Annotated in this window: 14 protein-coding genes and 3 pseudogenes; 10 read left to right on the top strand and 7 right to left on the bottom strand. The window is 64.8% G+C overall.

Translation table 11 applies throughout. From position 1 onward, the window contains the following. The first annotated feature begins 110 nt into the window (after positions 1-110). Together AC1DIN_RS11145 and AC1DIN_RS11140 are read left to right on the top strand one after the other, a co-directional pair. Positions 111-449: an aspartate-alanine antiporter-like transporter gene (locus AC1DIN_RS11145; RefSeq protein ID WP_476809828.1), complete on the top strand. Its 339-nt coding sequence runs from the start codon at positions 111-113 to the stop codon at positions 447-449. Positions 450-597: 148 nt separating this feature from the next. Beyond that, on the top strand, positions 598-1,323 hold the full coding sequence (locus AC1DIN_RS11140; protein ID WP_476809827.1) for an outer membrane protein: 726 nt from the start codon (positions 598-600) through the stop codon (positions 1,321-1,323). Between the two features lie 295 nt (positions 1,324-1,618). Here AC1DIN_RS11140 and AC1DIN_RS11135 read toward each other — a convergent pair. The 6 genes and pseudogenes from AC1DIN_RS11135 to AC1DIN_RS11110 all read right to left on the bottom strand — a co-directional run. Further along, positions 1,619-1,769, bottom strand: a pseudogene (locus AC1DIN_RS11135) (IS5/IS1182 family transposase); the annotation flags it as partial. 214 nt (positions 1,770-1,983) lie between these two features. Continuing rightward, positions 1,984-2,136, bottom strand: a pseudogene (locus tag AC1DIN_RS11130) (aldo/keto reductase); the annotation flags it as partial. Beyond that, positions 2,122-2,238: pseudogene (locus tag AC1DIN_RS11125) on the bottom strand (alpha/beta hydrolase); the annotation flags it as partial. The pseudogenes AC1DIN_RS11125 and AC1DIN_RS11130, both read right to left, overlap by 15 nt. Positions 2,239-2,362: 124 nt before the next feature. After that, on the bottom strand, positions 2,363-3,565 hold the full coding sequence (locus tag AC1DIN_RS11120; protein WP_476809826.1) for a class I SAM-dependent methyltransferase: 1,203 nt from the start codon (positions 3,563-3,565) through the stop codon (positions 2,363-2,365). A 35-nt stretch (positions 3,566-3,600) separates the two neighbouring features. Beyond that, entirely contained in the window at positions 3,601-4,398 is a 798-nt protein-coding gene (locus AC1DIN_RS11115; protein ID WP_476809825.1) for a DUF1365 domain-containing protein, read from the bottom strand. After that, positions 4,395-5,732: an NAD(P)/FAD-dependent oxidoreductase gene (locus AC1DIN_RS11110; RefSeq protein ID WP_476809824.1), complete on the bottom strand. Its 1,338-nt coding sequence runs from the start codon at positions 5,730-5,732 to the stop codon at positions 4,395-4,397. The genes AC1DIN_RS11115 and AC1DIN_RS11110 overlap by 4 nt, the downstream gene beginning before the upstream one ends. A 159-nt stretch (positions 5,733-5,891) precedes the next feature. Between AC1DIN_RS11110 and AC1DIN_RS11105 the strand changes: the two genes are divergently transcribed. The 6 genes from AC1DIN_RS11105 (at position 5,892) to AC1DIN_RS11080 (ending at position 10,014) form a co-directional block, all read left to right on the top strand. Then, entirely contained in the window at positions 5,892-6,485 is a 594-nt protein-coding gene (locus tag AC1DIN_RS11105) for a hypothetical protein (protein ID WP_476809823.1), read from the top strand. Positions 6,486-6,515: 30 nt separating this feature from the next. Beyond that, entirely contained in the window at positions 6,516-6,884 is a 369-nt protein-coding gene (locus AC1DIN_RS11100; protein WP_441470057.1) for a DUF2147 domain-containing protein, read from the top strand. 145 nt (positions 6,885-7,029) lie between these two features. Then, positions 7,030-7,572 carry a sigma-70 family RNA polymerase sigma factor gene (locus AC1DIN_RS11095; protein ID WP_476809822.1) on the top strand — a complete coding sequence of 181 codons (543 nt, stop codon included), beginning with the start codon at positions 7,030-7,032 and terminating at the stop codon, positions 7,570-7,572. Next, the gene (locus AC1DIN_RS11090; RefSeq protein ID WP_476809821.1) at positions 7,569-8,195 is read left to right on the top strand and encodes a ChrR family anti-sigma-E factor; all 627 of its coding nucleotides are present in this window, start codon (positions 7,569-7,571) and stop codon (positions 8,193-8,195) included. Before AC1DIN_RS11095 ends, AC1DIN_RS11090 begins: the two co-directional genes overlap by 4 nt. 56 nt (positions 8,196-8,251) lie before the next feature. Continuing rightward, positions 8,252-8,995 carry a DUF1295 domain-containing protein gene (locus AC1DIN_RS11085; protein WP_476809820.1) on the top strand — a complete coding sequence of 248 codons (744 nt, stop codon included), beginning with the start codon at positions 8,252-8,254 and terminating at the stop codon, positions 8,993-8,995. Then, positions 8,992-10,014 (top strand): SAM-dependent methyltransferase, encoded by a 1,023-nt coding sequence (locus AC1DIN_RS11080; RefSeq protein ID WP_476809819.1) that lies wholly within the window; start codon positions 8,992-8,994, stop codon positions 10,012-10,014. Before AC1DIN_RS11085 ends, AC1DIN_RS11080 begins: the two co-directional genes overlap by 4 nt. Positions 10,015-10,035: 21 nt before the next feature. On the opposite strand, the gene AC1DIN_RS11075 is transcribed toward AC1DIN_RS11080, so the two are convergent. After that, the gene (locus tag AC1DIN_RS11075) at positions 10,036-10,449 is read right to left on the bottom strand and encodes a DUF2177 family protein (protein WP_476809818.1); all 414 of its coding nucleotides are present in this window, start codon (positions 10,447-10,449) and stop codon (positions 10,036-10,038) included. A gap of 144 nt (positions 10,450-10,593) precedes the next feature. On the opposite strand from AC1DIN_RS11075, the gene AC1DIN_RS11070 reads away from it, so the two are divergent. Beyond that, complete coding sequence (locus tag AC1DIN_RS11070; protein ID WP_476809817.1) at positions 10,594-11,499, top strand: alpha/beta hydrolase; 906 nt, start codon at positions 10,594-10,596, stop codon at positions 11,497-11,499. A gap of 217 nt (positions 11,500-11,716) precedes the next feature. After that, complete coding sequence (locus AC1DIN_RS11065; RefSeq protein ID WP_476809816.1) at positions 11,717-12,961, top strand: hypothetical protein; 1,245 nt, start codon at positions 11,717-11,719, stop codon at positions 12,959-12,961. Positions 12,962-13,005 lie beyond the last annotated feature (44 nt).

Genomic DNA, 13,005 nt, shown 5'->3' with positions numbered 1-13,005 from the left:
CGTGACGTATTGAGCAGGCCAATGCGGGCGGTTCTCGCGCGCAACCTGGTCACAGACGCTGACCCGCCCAACGTCAGCGTTGGCTCGCTTCGCATGAGCCTCGGTAGGGCATGAGGAATGCCAACCCAGTTGCCAGCGCACCGCGCCCATGTGATGGTCGTCGGGCTAGTCTAGGTGCCGTCCCGCATACGGTCGGAATTCTCTTCGGCCGCGACGCTCTGAGAATGAACCCTTCGATTGTTTTGGGCGCATGCGCAGGCGCCGTCACGATGACTGCCGCCTTCCAAGTAATTCAAGACGAAGCTCAAAACCGCATATCAGCATTCGGCTACGCCTTTCTATGCTATCGGAAACATTCCGCTCAATGCATGGAGGATCTGTTATGGTCAATCGTGCGACGATTTAATTGCAACATGATTCTGTGGGCGCAGAATTATAGTGTCGTCTGACAAAGTATGAGTATCGAAATTGAGTTTCATACGTACGTCGAAAAGTGAATATCGGCTCCTCATCGCGTCTTAGGGGTTTATTCAAAATGACTTCTTACCCTTAATTTGCGATGGTTGATTCGGCGAAACAAACACGCTGGAGGATAATATGCGCATAACGCTCACAGCCGCTGCCTTGCTAGCTGCCGGATTAGCGACTTCCGCCTATTCGGCCGACCTTCCTGTGCGACAACAGGCCCCCGTCTACGTTCCCGTTTTCACCTGGACAGGGTTCTACATAGGTCTCAACGCCGGCGTGGGTTGGACCAACTCCCGCGATGTCATCGTCACCGGTCCGACGGCMGCCTCTTCCGGCATCTTGTCTGGCGGCGGCGGCGACGGCTCCTTCGTCGGCGGCGGCCAGATCGGTTACAACTGGCAATCCGGCGCGATTGTGTACGGCCTTGAGACCGATATTCAGTATGTCGATGTCGGCGGCCGCGTCGCGTGGGGACCCTACACGTGGTGGGGCAACGGGGGCGGAAATAACGGGGGCTATTTGGGCACCGTTCGTGCCCGTGTTGGTTATGCCTTTGATCGCACACTGATCTATGTCACAGGCGGTCTGGCCTATGGCGGCCTGAATAGTAACCCGCTGACGGGCAACAACACGAGCAATGTCGGCTGGACGCTGGGCGGCGGTGTTGAATACGCCTTTACCAACAACTGGTCGGTTAAGGTCGAAGGCCTCTACGTCGAGACGAGCGAAGGCCGGAAGACTCGATTCTTCAACAACCCAATCGGCGGGGTGCTGCCGGCCGGCACCTATACTGCCACCACCGATCGAAGCGGAGGCGGTGGCATTCTTCGGGTTGGCGTGAACTACAAATGGTGAATTGAGACGAAAACAGCCCAGCCGGTGGCTGGGCTGTTTTCATGGGCGGTCATCCGCTTTTACCCCGGTTTAATCCGCGGCAAGACCGTGAACTATCTATCGGTCATCACCCTGATTGCTGCTGTATCCACTCCATCAGCAGCATATAGCTGATGGCTGGAAGGACCGGGCCGACGAAAAGGCCTAAGAGCCCATCAGAAATCATGCCGACGATCACCCCGATCAGAATGATCGGCATGGGCACGTCCAAACCTCCGCTGAGCATCAATGGCGTGAGAATGTTGTCGCCAAGTCCGGGCGAACCGGTCCGCGCGATCCACAACACAGCCTCGGCGAACATGCGGTGGTCCCGGCCCCACGAGCCGCGCGTCCGTTCGTCACCGATGATGTGGGCGAATCCGCTCCCACTTGTCGTCCCGAGGAAGCAGGCGGTCTAGGACGCCCACGGCTGCCTCCAGATGACAGCCTTGAATCACGCATCAAAAATACGGAAGCCCAAGAGTCCACGGCTCCTCAGGGCGGCGTCTCACCTGCCGCAGCGAGGCAGAGAGGCTGCCGCGCATCGATCTCCCAACATGTCCCGATGGCGTCGAACACGAATTTGAACATGGCCTGTCCAGCCGTCCTGCCTGGAAAGTACGGCGATCGTCCTCGTTGCTGTCAGTGCCCGGTCATCTTCAAAACGGCTTGGGGCAGGCGCTTTCCCTGCACCTTGATTGCGGAGGCCTCTGCGTCGATCTCGGCGAGATCGCTGGTTGTCATGCTCAGATCGACCGCTCCGAGGTTTTCTTCCAGCCGTGGGATGGGTTCGATCGTCGTCGCGACGGTGCTGTTTCCGGCCCGCCCGCGGCGGAGGAAGAGTGTCTGGAAGCCCTCGCGCCCGTCCGAAGTCGTCTCCCAGCTTCGAGCCGACTCGATTTACAGTCGCAGCATCGCGGCCGCGTCCCTCCTTCACCGGACGGTCACGCCGTGAATGGCGGCTGCGATCTCGAAGTCTACCGGCGGGCGCGCAGAACGCCGATGTGGAACGCCCCGCTCCTTAGCGGCCGCGCAGGGCGATCAGGTTGACGTCGATCGTCCGGGTGCGAAAGCCGGCTTCGCAATAGCAGAGATAGAATTCCCACAGCCGGCGAAATGGCTCGTCGAAGCCAAGCGGCGCGATCTCGGTCCAGCGCTCCAGGAAGCGCCGGCGCCAATCCTTCAGAGTCAGGGCGTAACTGTCGCCGAAGTCGAGCTGTTCGACCACTCCGAGACCGACCGCCTTCGCGCTGCTCCTCACCGCCGGCACCGATGGCAGGCAGCCGCCGGGGAAGATGTAGCGCTGGATGAAGTCGGTGCCCCGCTGATAGTCCTCGAACAGGGCGTCGTCGATCGTGATCGCTTGCAGGACGACACGTCCGCCGGGCCGCAGCGAGCGTCGGAGCGTCGCGAAGTAGGACGGCCAATAGGCGCGCCCCACCGCCTCGATCATCTCGATCGAAACGATGCGGTCGAACTGGCCGGAGATGTCGCGGTAGTCCTGGAGCCGCAGGCTGACGCGCTCGGCAAGGCCGGCTTCAGCGATGCGCCGTTGCGCGGCCTCGAGCTGCGCCGGCGACAAGGTAATGGCGGTCACGCGACAGCCTTCGCGGGCCAGCCGCTCTGCCAGCGCGCCCCAGCCGCAGCCGATCTCGAGGATATGCTCGCCGCCCGAAAGGCCGAGCATGGCGACGATCCGGTCGAGCCGGCGCTGCTGTGCGGCCTCGAGCGCTTCCGTCGGCGCTTCATAGAGCGCGGAGGAGTACATCATGCTGGTGTCGAGCCAGTGGCCGTAGAACTCATTGCCGAGATCGTAATGCGCGGTGATGTTGCGGCGGCTGCCGCGGCGGGTGTTAGCGTTGAGTCGGTGACGCAATCGGTTCAACAGACGCGCCGGCCAGACGCCTGACACAAGCTTTCGCAATGTCACACTGTTGCGCGCGCCGAGCTCGATCAGCGCGGTGAGATCCGGCGTATGGAGGTCGCCGTCGCGATAGGCTTCGGCCAGGCCGATATCCCCGTCGAGCAGGAGGCGGCGTATCGACCGCCAGTTGGTCAGGATCATCGTCGCTTGCGGCCCGGGCGCGCCTTGCGCGCTGCAAAGCCGTTCGCCGTCAGGCGTAAAGACGGTGAGGTGGCCGATGGCGATGCTTGAGAGCAATCGGCGCAGGAACCAGCGCGACAGCCCGATGCCGCGCGGCAGCGCGAGCGCTTGTTCGGGCATGCGAAAATGCTGTTCGGCATCGGGCCGGCTCATGGCTACATCGGTCCTTTCGCATGCGGCGCCACGGCGCTGCCGAGGCTGAAGGGGCGCTCCGGCGCAGTCGGGTGCGGCCACCAGGGAATGCGCTTTGCCAACAACCGCAGCGCGTGCCAGTGGATGGCGGCAGTGACCTTCAGCGTGAGGAGCGGATGCGTTGCGAGCAGTCGCAGCAGGACTGCATCGTTCAGCACCGTTCGCTTGCCGCTCAGCACGGCCGTGATCAGGCGTCCCTCGGAGTCATGGCCGTCGATGGCGACGGAGACACGCTCCGCGGGCGGCACGACCGTGAAGGCATAGCGCATGTCGAGGCCCATGAAGGGCGAGACGTGAAAGAGCTTGTCCGCCTCCTGTCGCAGCGCGCCTCCAGCGGTATCGGCGGGCGCGACATAGCTGTGAACCTCGCCGAAGGTGTTGTGCACTTCGTAGACGGTGGCGGAGAGACTGCCGTCGCGGCGGTAGCAGAAATAGGTGCTGAGCGGATTGAAGGCGTAGCCGAGGATACGCGGCATGGTCAGCAGCCGGATCGGGCCGCCATCATGCGCGATCCCGGCATTGCCCAGGGCGGCCTCGATCTGCGGGCGCAATGGCCGTCCGCTGCGATCCCCGTAGTCCGCGTCACGAAAGGCGTAGAGATTGAAGCTGTTGCGCGAGAACAGCGTGAGCTTCGCAGCCAGCCGATCGATCTCGTCGAGATCGAGCAGCATCCAAAAGACGCGATAGGCCAGCGCATGTGGCCGGGGCCGGAACCGGCGATGCCGGACACGACCGACATAGAGGGCGGATTGCCAGCTCATGCGGCCTGCTCCAGCCGGGGGGCGACTGGAATGCGCCCGGACTCGTTGCGAACCCGCCAAGGCCGACGGACGCCGCCAAGCGCCTCCGCGACCGCGAGCCCGGCCTGCAAGCCATCCTCATGGAAGCCCGATCCGAAATAGGCGCCGCAGAACCAGCTTCGCCGCGTCCCTTGCAGCGACCAGAGCCGCGCCTGTGCCTCGAGCGCCGCCGCATCGAAGAGCGGGTGCTCGTAGGTTTCCTCGTGGAGGATGGTGTCCGCACGCAGCGTGTCGGGCGGGTTGAGGGTGACGAAGAGAGGCCGCCCTTCCGGCAGGCCTTGAAGCCGGTTCATCCAGTAGGTGACGGCGCAGGCGGAATCCGGCTGGGCGCGGTCGCCGATATGGTTCCAGCTCGCCCAGGCGCGGCGCCGCTTCGGCATCAACGCCGTATCACCATGCAGCACCGCACGGTTGCGGCTGTAGCGGAACGCCCCGAGCGCCTCGGCTTCCGCCGTGCCGGGATCGGCGAGCATGGCAAGCGCCTGGTCGGCATGGGTGGCGAAGACGACATGGCTGAACGTCTCGTTCCAGCCGTCGCCCATCAGAACGACATCGTTGGCTCCGCGCCGAACCTGCCTCACGGGCGAGCCGACCCTCACCTCGCCGGAAAAGGCGGTGCGCAGCTTCTGCACATAGACGCCGCTGCCGCCGGTCACGGTGCGCCAGATCGGTCGGTCGGTGAGTTGGAGCAATCCGTGATTGTGATGGAAGCGCAGGAAGGCGGTGGCCGGATAGGACAGGATCTCCGAGCAGGGTGCGGACCAGATCGCAGCCGCCATCGGCAGCAGATGGTCGTCCCGGAACGCGGCGCCATAGCCGCCGGCGGCGAGGTAGTCGCCGAGCGAGACGTCGGCCGCACCGCCCGCCAGCGCATCCCTGGATGCGTTCCGGTAGAAGCGGGTGATGTCCTGCAGCATTGCCCAGAAGCGCGGCCGCATCAGATTGCTGCGCTGGGCGAACAGGCCGGAGACACTGGTGCCGCTATATTCAAGCCGGCCGCCATCGAGAGACACCGCGAAGGACATCTCGGTCGGCTGCGTGGCGACGCCAAGATGCTCCATCAGGGCGATGAAGTTCGGATAGGTCGCCTCATTGTAGACGATGAAGCCGGTATCGACCGCCGTCTCGCCGCCATCGCCGGCGACGCGAACCGTGTTCGCATGGCCGCCGAGGCGGGGCGCCGCCTCGAACAGCACCACGTCATGTGCTTGCCCCAGCAGCCACGCCGCCGAGAGGCCGGAGATGCCGGCACCGATCACGGCGACCCTCGTCGCCTCTCCCTGTGCCCGCTCCATCCTCGCGTCTCCGCTTTTCATGACGGGTATACGCGGCCTGGGCCGGACTGGATTTGCCCCGGCCTCACTAAAAACGCGCAGGCCGTGTGACCCACCGCCGAGCTTCCTGCGTAAGCGCAGAATGGATGAAGCATTCCGCGAGAGGGTTGGATGATGCTCATGAGGCAGCTGAAGCGGGTGTCCGCTGCGATCGGTGCCTATGCAGCGCATCCCGACCCGCGGGCCGCGATCGCCAATACCGTCGCGCTCGTGATTGTCTCGAACCAGCCCTTCTATCCACTTTATCTTTATTGGGCGGTCTCGCCCGCCATCGCGCCGTCCTATGTCACCTTCCTGTCGACGCCGTTCTTCGCGGCCGTGCCGGCGGCCATGCGGTGCAGCCCCTTGTTCGGGCGATCGCTGCTTCTCCTGGCCGGCATCGGCAACACATTGCTCTGCCGCGTCGCCTTCGGTACCGGCTCAGGGGTCGAGGCCTTCCTGTTTCCCTGCCTGATGCTCGCGCTGATGCTGTTTCGCCGCTCCGAGCGCCTCTTCGCACTCAGTTTCGCGGCGCTCGCTTTTATCGCCTATCTCGTGCCGCTAGCGCCGCTGGGGACGCCGCTGCACCTCTACGAGGCCGGAGAATACGCGGCCTTGCAGCGCCTGAACTTTCTGAGCGCCGCATCCTTGACCGCGCTGATCGGCTGGCTTGTCGCCGCGCGCCTCGACACAATTTCGCGCTCGGATGAAACCACGGAGGCGAGCGGAGCGTAGACGAGACGCATTCGCTGAAAGGACATCGTCATGAGGCGCTTTCTACTCGCTCTCGCCTTTGCTGCTCTTTCGGCTGGAGGCGCGGCCGCGGGTGATCTCGACGGGACCTGGCTGCGCGACGACGGCAATGCCCGCGTGCGGATCGCACCGTGCGGCGACAAGATCTGCGCAACCAATCTCTGGATCGGCGACACCAGCAAGGGCGAGGCCGCCGGCGACAGGCTCATCATGACACTGGCCCGCCAGCCCGACGGCACCTTCTCCGGAAATGCCTATGATCCCAAGCGCGACTGGAGCTACTCCATGACGATCACGGCAACGGCGGGCGCGCTCACCACACGCGGCTGCATCGTCGGGCGCCTGATCTGCCGTGACGTGAACTGGAAGGCCGTCGAGTGATGCCGGCCGAAGTCACTATGAAGCGAGGGCTAGTGATCCAACGTGCCGACATCCGCGTAACTGTCATATGGTTCCCGCACTCGCCCTGACTGTCGATGGCATGCGCAAGGCGGGAGCTATCGCGCAAGGAGGTGGGTTCGTCGTCTTGTTCGACCCCAATGTATTGATTGCCGCCATCGCGCGTTCGGGCGACCGGGAGGCTTTTGCTGCGCTGTTCGACCATTTCGCGCCGCGGGTGAAGGGATTGCTGATGCGCGGCGGCGCCTCGGCCGAGCTGGCCGAAGAAGTCGCACAGGAGACGCTGCTGGCCGTCTGGCGCAAGGCGGCGCTGTTCGACCCCGCGAAAGCGAGCGCTTCGACCTGGATCGCCACGATCGCGCGCAATCTGCGCATCGATATTGCCCGTCGCGAAACGCGCTCGCGGCTGTCGCAAGCTTACGAGATTTTGGATGAAGAAGCCCCCGAACAACCCGATGCGACACTATCTGGCGCCGAACGCGACGCACGCGTGCGCGCTGCGATGACCCAGCTCTCTCCCGATCAGTACCGTGTGGTCGAACTCGCCTTCCTGGAAGGCTTCAGCCACCAGGATGTCGCCAATCGCCTCGCCATTCCGCTTGGCACGGTGAAGTCCCGCCTGCGCCTGGCGCTGTCGCATCTGCGCAGCCGGCTGGAGGATCTGCGATGAGCATCGTGCATCGCCCATCCGACGAGACGCTCGCCGCCTTCGCCGCAGGACAGCTCGACGAAGGCCTGGCGGTGGTTGTCGCCTGTCATATCGAGGCGGATCGGCAGAGCCGGCAGCGGCTGCGGGAACTCGAGGCCGTGCAGGGCGCGCTGCTGGAAGCCGAGGAGCCCGTCGCGATGGCCTCCGGCCCACGCGATACGAGCACCGCAGCACAAGCCGCGACAGTATCCGTTGCGGCCGCTCCGACGCTCGAAGCCGGGATGCCACAAGTCCTGCGCCCCTATGGCCTCGGTCCCTGGCGCCCGATCGGCATCCGCATCGCCATGCGGCGCGTCGACGTTCCCGGCGCGGATGCACGCGTCTTCATGTTGCGTGCCGGGCCGGGGATCGCACTGCCGCATCACAAGCATAGCGGCTTCGAATGGACCACGATCCTCGCGGGCGCCTATGAGCACGAATACGGTCGCTATGCGGCCGGGGACTTCGACGAGGCCGATTCCGAGCACGATCACACGCCGCGCGTCGATCCTGTCGAGGGTTGCACCTGTATCGTCGCCATGACCGGAAACGTGCTGCTCCAAGGCTGGCTCGGCCGGCTGCTGCAGCCGCTGGTGCGGTTTTGACGATCGCCTCCTTCGCCGCGGCTGTTGCTTTCGCGGCAGTGGCGATGTCGGCGTTCATGGCATTGGCCACCGCAATCGAGCGCCGGACCGGCAACTCCGGCTGGATCGATGTTGTCTGGACCTTCGGGGTGGGTGCCACGGGCGTCGTTGCCGCGCTGCTGCCTTTCGGGGCGGGGCCGATGTCTCGACGTCTGCTCGTGGCCGCGCTGGCACTGGCCTGGGCGCTTCGGCTCGGCCTGCACATCGCGCGGCGCACGAGCGGCATCGCCGAGGATCCGCGCTATGCCAAGCTCAAGCGCGGCTGGGGCAGCGACGCGCCCCGGCAAATGGTTCGGCTGCTCCAGATACAGGCGCTGGTCAGCATCCCCTTGGTGCTTGGGATCGTCCTGGCAGCCCATAATCCCGCACCTTCGCTGGCCTGGAGGGACCTCGCAGGCATTGTCATTTTTGTCGTGGGCCTGACAGGCGGCGCCGTCGCGGACGGGCAACTGCGCGCCTTCGCCCGCTCGCGCAAGGGCGGCGTCTGTGACCGTGGTCTTTGGCGTTGGTCGCGCCATCCCAACTACTTCTTCGAATGCCTGCTCTGGTGCTGCTACGCGGTCATCGCGCCGGCGGCCGGTTACCCCTGGGGCTGGCTCGCCTTGCTGGCACCTGCCTGCATCACGCTGCTGCTGACGCGCATTTCCGGCATCCCGCCTCTGGAAGATCACATGCTCGCCAAGCACGGAGCGGCCTATCGCGACTACCAGCGCCGAACCAGCGCCCTGATTCCGCTGCCGCCGAAAGGAGCGACGCCATGACAATCATGCAGAGGCTCTCGAACTGGGGCGAAGGGCTCCCCGTTCCCGACGCGGTCAGCCGCATGGTGATCGCCTCGCTGGTCGGGCGCACCAATCGCTCGATCGCCGCGCGATCGATCGAGGCGGCCGCCTTCGCCGGCGATATGGCGGGATTTCCGATCGCCGTTCATACCGACGCCGCCAACGCCCAGCACTACGAAGTGCCGGCCGCTTTCTTCGAGCATGTGCTTGGCTCCAGGCGCAAATACTCCTGTTGCTACTACGCCGACCCCGGCGACACGCTCGCAGCGGCGGAAGAGAAGGCGCTGGCGTTGACGGCAGAGCATGCCGGCCTCGCCGACGGGCAGGATATCCTCGAGCTCGGCTGCGGCTGGGGCTCGTTGTCACTATGGATGGCGGAGCGCTATCCGAAGGCGCGGATCGTCTCGGTCTCCAACTCGAGTTCGCAACGCGCCTTCATCGAGGAGCAGGCGCGGCGCCGCCACCTCGGAAATCTTCGCGTCGTTACCGCGGATATGAACGATTTCGCGACGGAGGAGCACTTCGATCGCGTCGTGTCCGTGGAGATGTTCGAGCACATGGCGAACTGGCGCGCGCTTCTCGGTCGTATTCGCGACTGGCTGAAGCGGGACGGCCGGCTCTTCATCCACGTCTTCGCCCACACGCAAGGCTGCTACCGCTTCGACGCCACTGATGCGGGCGACTGGATCGCGCAGCATTTCTTCACCGGCGGCCTGATGCCGAGCGCGACGCTCGCGCATCAGTTCCCCGATCTATTCGCCGTCGAGGCCGAGTGGCGCTGGAACGGCGAACATTACCGGGCCACCGCAGAGGATTGGCTGGCCAATTTCGATCGCAACCTGCCGATGATCGATCCGATCCTGCGGGAGGTCTATGGCACGGAAGCGCCGCTCTGGCGCCGGCGCTGGCGCCTGTTCTTTCTGGCGACGAGCGGGTTGTTCGGCCATGCCAACGGCGACGCCTGGGGCGTCCACCACTACAGGTTGCGACCCGCCTGATCGAAGAGCCGATGGCGAGGCCTACACCCATCCCCATTCTATGGCGCGGCGAACCGCGCCATAGGCGATCCAACTGCAGAAACCGACGACGACCGTGCCGTAGGCGAGGTCCGCGAGCGTGATCGTCAGCGTCCAGGGACGCAGCGTGGCGTAGTTCGTCAGGTCATAGGTCGCATAGGCGAGCAGGCCGATCAGCGCGCCGTTGATCAGCGCGGCGCTTCCGCCGCCGTCGCGCAGCGCCGGCATCAGCGCGAAATGGACCACGCCAAGAGGGAAGCCGAAATAGAACAGCGCAGCCGGCCAGTATCGCACTTGTTCTATGATCAGGTCGCCGAGCGCAGGCCGATAGAGCCTCGCGGTCATCGTGCCGAGCCAGATGGCATCGCAGATCCCAAAGGCGACAAGAAAAGCGACGTAGCCGGCGACGAAGCGCATCACGACCTCCAGGGTTGTGCAGGAGATACGTCGCGCAAGCCTTAGCGGTTCAGCATCACATCGGGCTTTCGCGCAGCCGGGAAGCAGATCCATCCCGGTGAGCGGGGCGTATTGAGTGGGATAATCCTCAGGCCGATGGCGACCATGACGACCGAAATCTCCCGCCGCGCGATCGTTCCCATGCTTGCTGCGGCGGCGCTTCCGGGTTGCGCCGCGCTGCGCCCCGGCGGTCTGACCGAGGGCGCGCGTGACGTCGCCTATGGCCCGCATCCCCGGCAGCGAATGGACATCTATGTTCCGCGGGGCGGCGGAGATGCTCCGAAGCCGGTTGTCTTTTTCATCTATGGTGGTTCGTGGGCCGATGGTGCCAGAGAGACCTATGCGTTCGTCGGAGACGCGCTTTCCTCGCGCGGCTTCGTCACGGTGATCGCGGATTATCGCCTGGTGCCCGAGGTCCGCTTTCCGGTCTTCATCGAGGACGGCGCGCTGGCGCTGCGTTTTGTGTGCGATAACATCGCCCGCTTCGGCGGTACGCCGCGAGAGCTGCACCTCATGGGGCACTCGGCCGGCGCCTATAACGCGATGATGCTGACCTTGGACAATCGCTATCTTGCCGCCGTTGGGCTACGCGCCAACCACATCCGTTCCACCGTCGGGCTCTCCGGCCCCTATGACTTTCTGCCGCTCGACATCGACGTCACCAAGGAGGCGTTCGGAAACGCCCGCGACCTCATCCAGACGCAGCCGGTCAACTTTGCTCGCCGCGACGCTCCGCCGATCTTTCTGGCGACGGGCTCGGAGGACACCACGGTCCTGCCACGCAACAGCGAGCGGCTGGCCCAGGCGCTCAAAAGTGCTGGCGCCAAGTCGGTCTCGCTTAAGATTTATCCGGGGCTCGACCACGCTCGAACGGCAACTGCGATCTCCAGGTTGTTGCAGTGGCAGGCGCCGGTTCTCGACGATGTCGTCGCATTCTTGAAAGCGACGCGAGGTGACCCGGCGGGCAGGCCGGCCTCGCATCGAATGCCCCGGCTAACAAGCGAGAAATGAGACAATTGAGTGCGGGTCGCGTTGCGGCGACCGGTACCGGAGCCGGTTCATGGCGTCAGGCCGTCGCAAGACGTCAGCACGCCCCGAAGTCCGTGTGGCGTAGCGCCGCAATTCGGGATACTGTGCCCCATACTTGCCATGCGGAGATTAGGGCTCCTTCGTAGGCAAAGCGGAGAAGTTATGGTTCGATAACGCCGTCAAAGCAGGCGTCTTTTACATGCGCCACGCGATCGAGACCGCACCGAAAGACGGGCATTGCGTCATCGTCGAGGACGATGCGAATGCGATCTACGACGTCGGTCGCTGGTCGCCGGAGGCGGGCGATTGGGGTGGGAAGGATCACGGCCCCATCAAGATCGCGCCGACGCATTGGCGGCGCTTCTTTACGCCCGTCGTCACTGTAATCGCTGCGGCGACGATACTGATTTACCATGTAAAGCAAGTGGCTGCCGAAACACCTGTCAGCGATGGCATCGTCGCTCAAGATACCGGCTTGGCGAGCCGGGACTCGAAGACCGCCCTCCCTGAGGTCCGGCGAGCCGTCGACAGCCAGGCCAGCCCACCCGCGGAAGAGACGCAGGCTGTGCGGGAGCAGCCGGCCGCGGCGACGCACGCACCAGATGCGCAGCAATCCCCGGGCCGGAAGCCGCCCGAAGTCTTGGCGCAAGAGGCAGCCCTGGAGCAGGAACTGGCCGAAGCCCGGCGTACCATCGAGCATTTGGAAGCGCAGCTGCAAGCGGGGCCGACGGCCGGGCAGGTGCTCAAACAGGAGCGCGAGCGGGCCGCAGTCCTCGCAGAGCACGCCGCAGCTGCGCGACAGGAATTGCTGGCAACCACGGCGCGGCACACCCAGGCACTCGACGAGGAACGAGCCCGCAGCGCCGCATTGGAGAGCGAACTGGCGACGGCGCGGCAGGTGAACGAAAGGCTGGCGGTGCAGTTTCGCCTGATCGGCGAACAGACGGAACTCCGCAGGCGAGCCTATGAGGCGGAAGTGGCGGGGCTTCAACAGGCGCTCAGGCAAGAGCGCGAGCAAGCCGCAGCTGGGGCTGCCGAGCTCGATGCGGCGCGACGCGCGGCTGCTGCGCGCATTCAGCCGGAAACGGCGACAAACATGCCCCTTTCGCGGGAGATCGCATCTACGGCCGGCACAGCCATGGCGTCGCCGGCTGCCTCGGACGTGCAAGGCGGCCCCGAGGCGGTGAGAATGATTGCGCGCGCTGCCTCGCTGCTCGGCCAAGGCGACATCGGTGCTGCGCGGATCGTGCTCGAACGTGCCGCGGAGTTGGGCAGTGCTCGCGCGGTCTTCATGCTGGCGGAGACATACGACCCCAACATTCTCTCTGCCTGGAGAACGTTTGGAACGCGGGGCGAGGTGGCAAAGGCGCGCGAGCTTTACGCGAAGGCGCATGCGGGCGGCATTCGGGAGGCGAAGGAGAGGCTCGACACCTTGGGTCGGTGAAGCGCCTGTCAGGCCGTGCTGCTCCGGCTCATCGTTAGATTGTG

The organism is Allobosea sp. 05T438 (assembly GCF_056396025.1).
Note: the sequence above shows the minus strand (reverse complement) of the source record. Positions and strands in the feature narration are given on the sequence as shown.

What these genes read in the sequence shown, in the direction of transcription:
- AC1DIN_RS11090 (WP_476809821.1), top strand. Translation starts at nt 7,569, where the DNA reads ATGAGCATCGTGCATCGCCCATCCGACGAGACGCTCGCCGCCTTCGCC.
- AC1DIN_RS11070 (WP_476809817.1), top strand. Translation starts at nt 10,594, where the DNA reads ATGACGACCGAAATCTCCCGCCGCGCGATCGTTCCCATGCTTGCTGCG.
- AC1DIN_RS11080 (WP_476809819.1), top strand. Translation starts at nt 8,992, where the DNA reads ATGACAATCATGCAGAGGCTCTCGAACTGGGGCGAAGGGCTCCCCGTT.
- AC1DIN_RS11065 (WP_476809816.1), top strand. Translation starts at nt 11,717, where the DNA reads ATGCGCCACGCGATCGAGACCGCACCGAAAGACGGGCATTGCGTCATC.
- AC1DIN_RS11115 (WP_476809825.1), bottom strand. Translation starts at nt 4,398, where the DNA reads ATGAGCTGGCAATCCGCCCTCTATGTCGGTCGTGTCCGGCATCGCCGG.
- AC1DIN_RS11105 (WP_476809823.1), top strand. Translation starts at nt 5,892, where the DNA reads ATGAGGCAGCTGAAGCGGGTGTCCGCTGCGATCGGTGCCTATGCAGCG.
- AC1DIN_RS11110 (WP_476809824.1), bottom strand. Translation starts at nt 5,732, where the DNA reads ATGGAGCGGGCACAGGGAGAGGCGACGAGGGTCGCCGTGATCGGTGCC.
- AC1DIN_RS11145 (WP_476809828.1), top strand. Translation starts at nt 111, where the DNA reads ATGAGGAATGCCAACCCAGTTGCCAGCGCACCGCGCCCATGTGATGGT.
- AC1DIN_RS11120 (WP_476809826.1), bottom strand. Translation starts at nt 3,565, where the DNA reads ATGCCCGAACAAGCGCTCGCGCTGCCGCGCGGCATCGGGCTGTCGCGC.
- AC1DIN_RS11075 (WP_476809818.1), bottom strand. Translation starts at nt 10,449, where the DNA reads ATGCGCTTCGTCGCCGGCTACGTCGCTTTTCTTGTCGCCTTTGGGATC.
- AC1DIN_RS11100 (WP_441470057.1), top strand. Translation starts at nt 6,516, where the DNA reads ATGAGGCGCTTTCTACTCGCTCTCGCCTTTGCTGCTCTTTCGGCTGGA.
- AC1DIN_RS11085 (WP_476809820.1), top strand. Translation starts at nt 8,252, where the DNA reads ATGGCATTGGCCACCGCAATCGAGCGCCGGACCGGCAACTCCGGCTGG.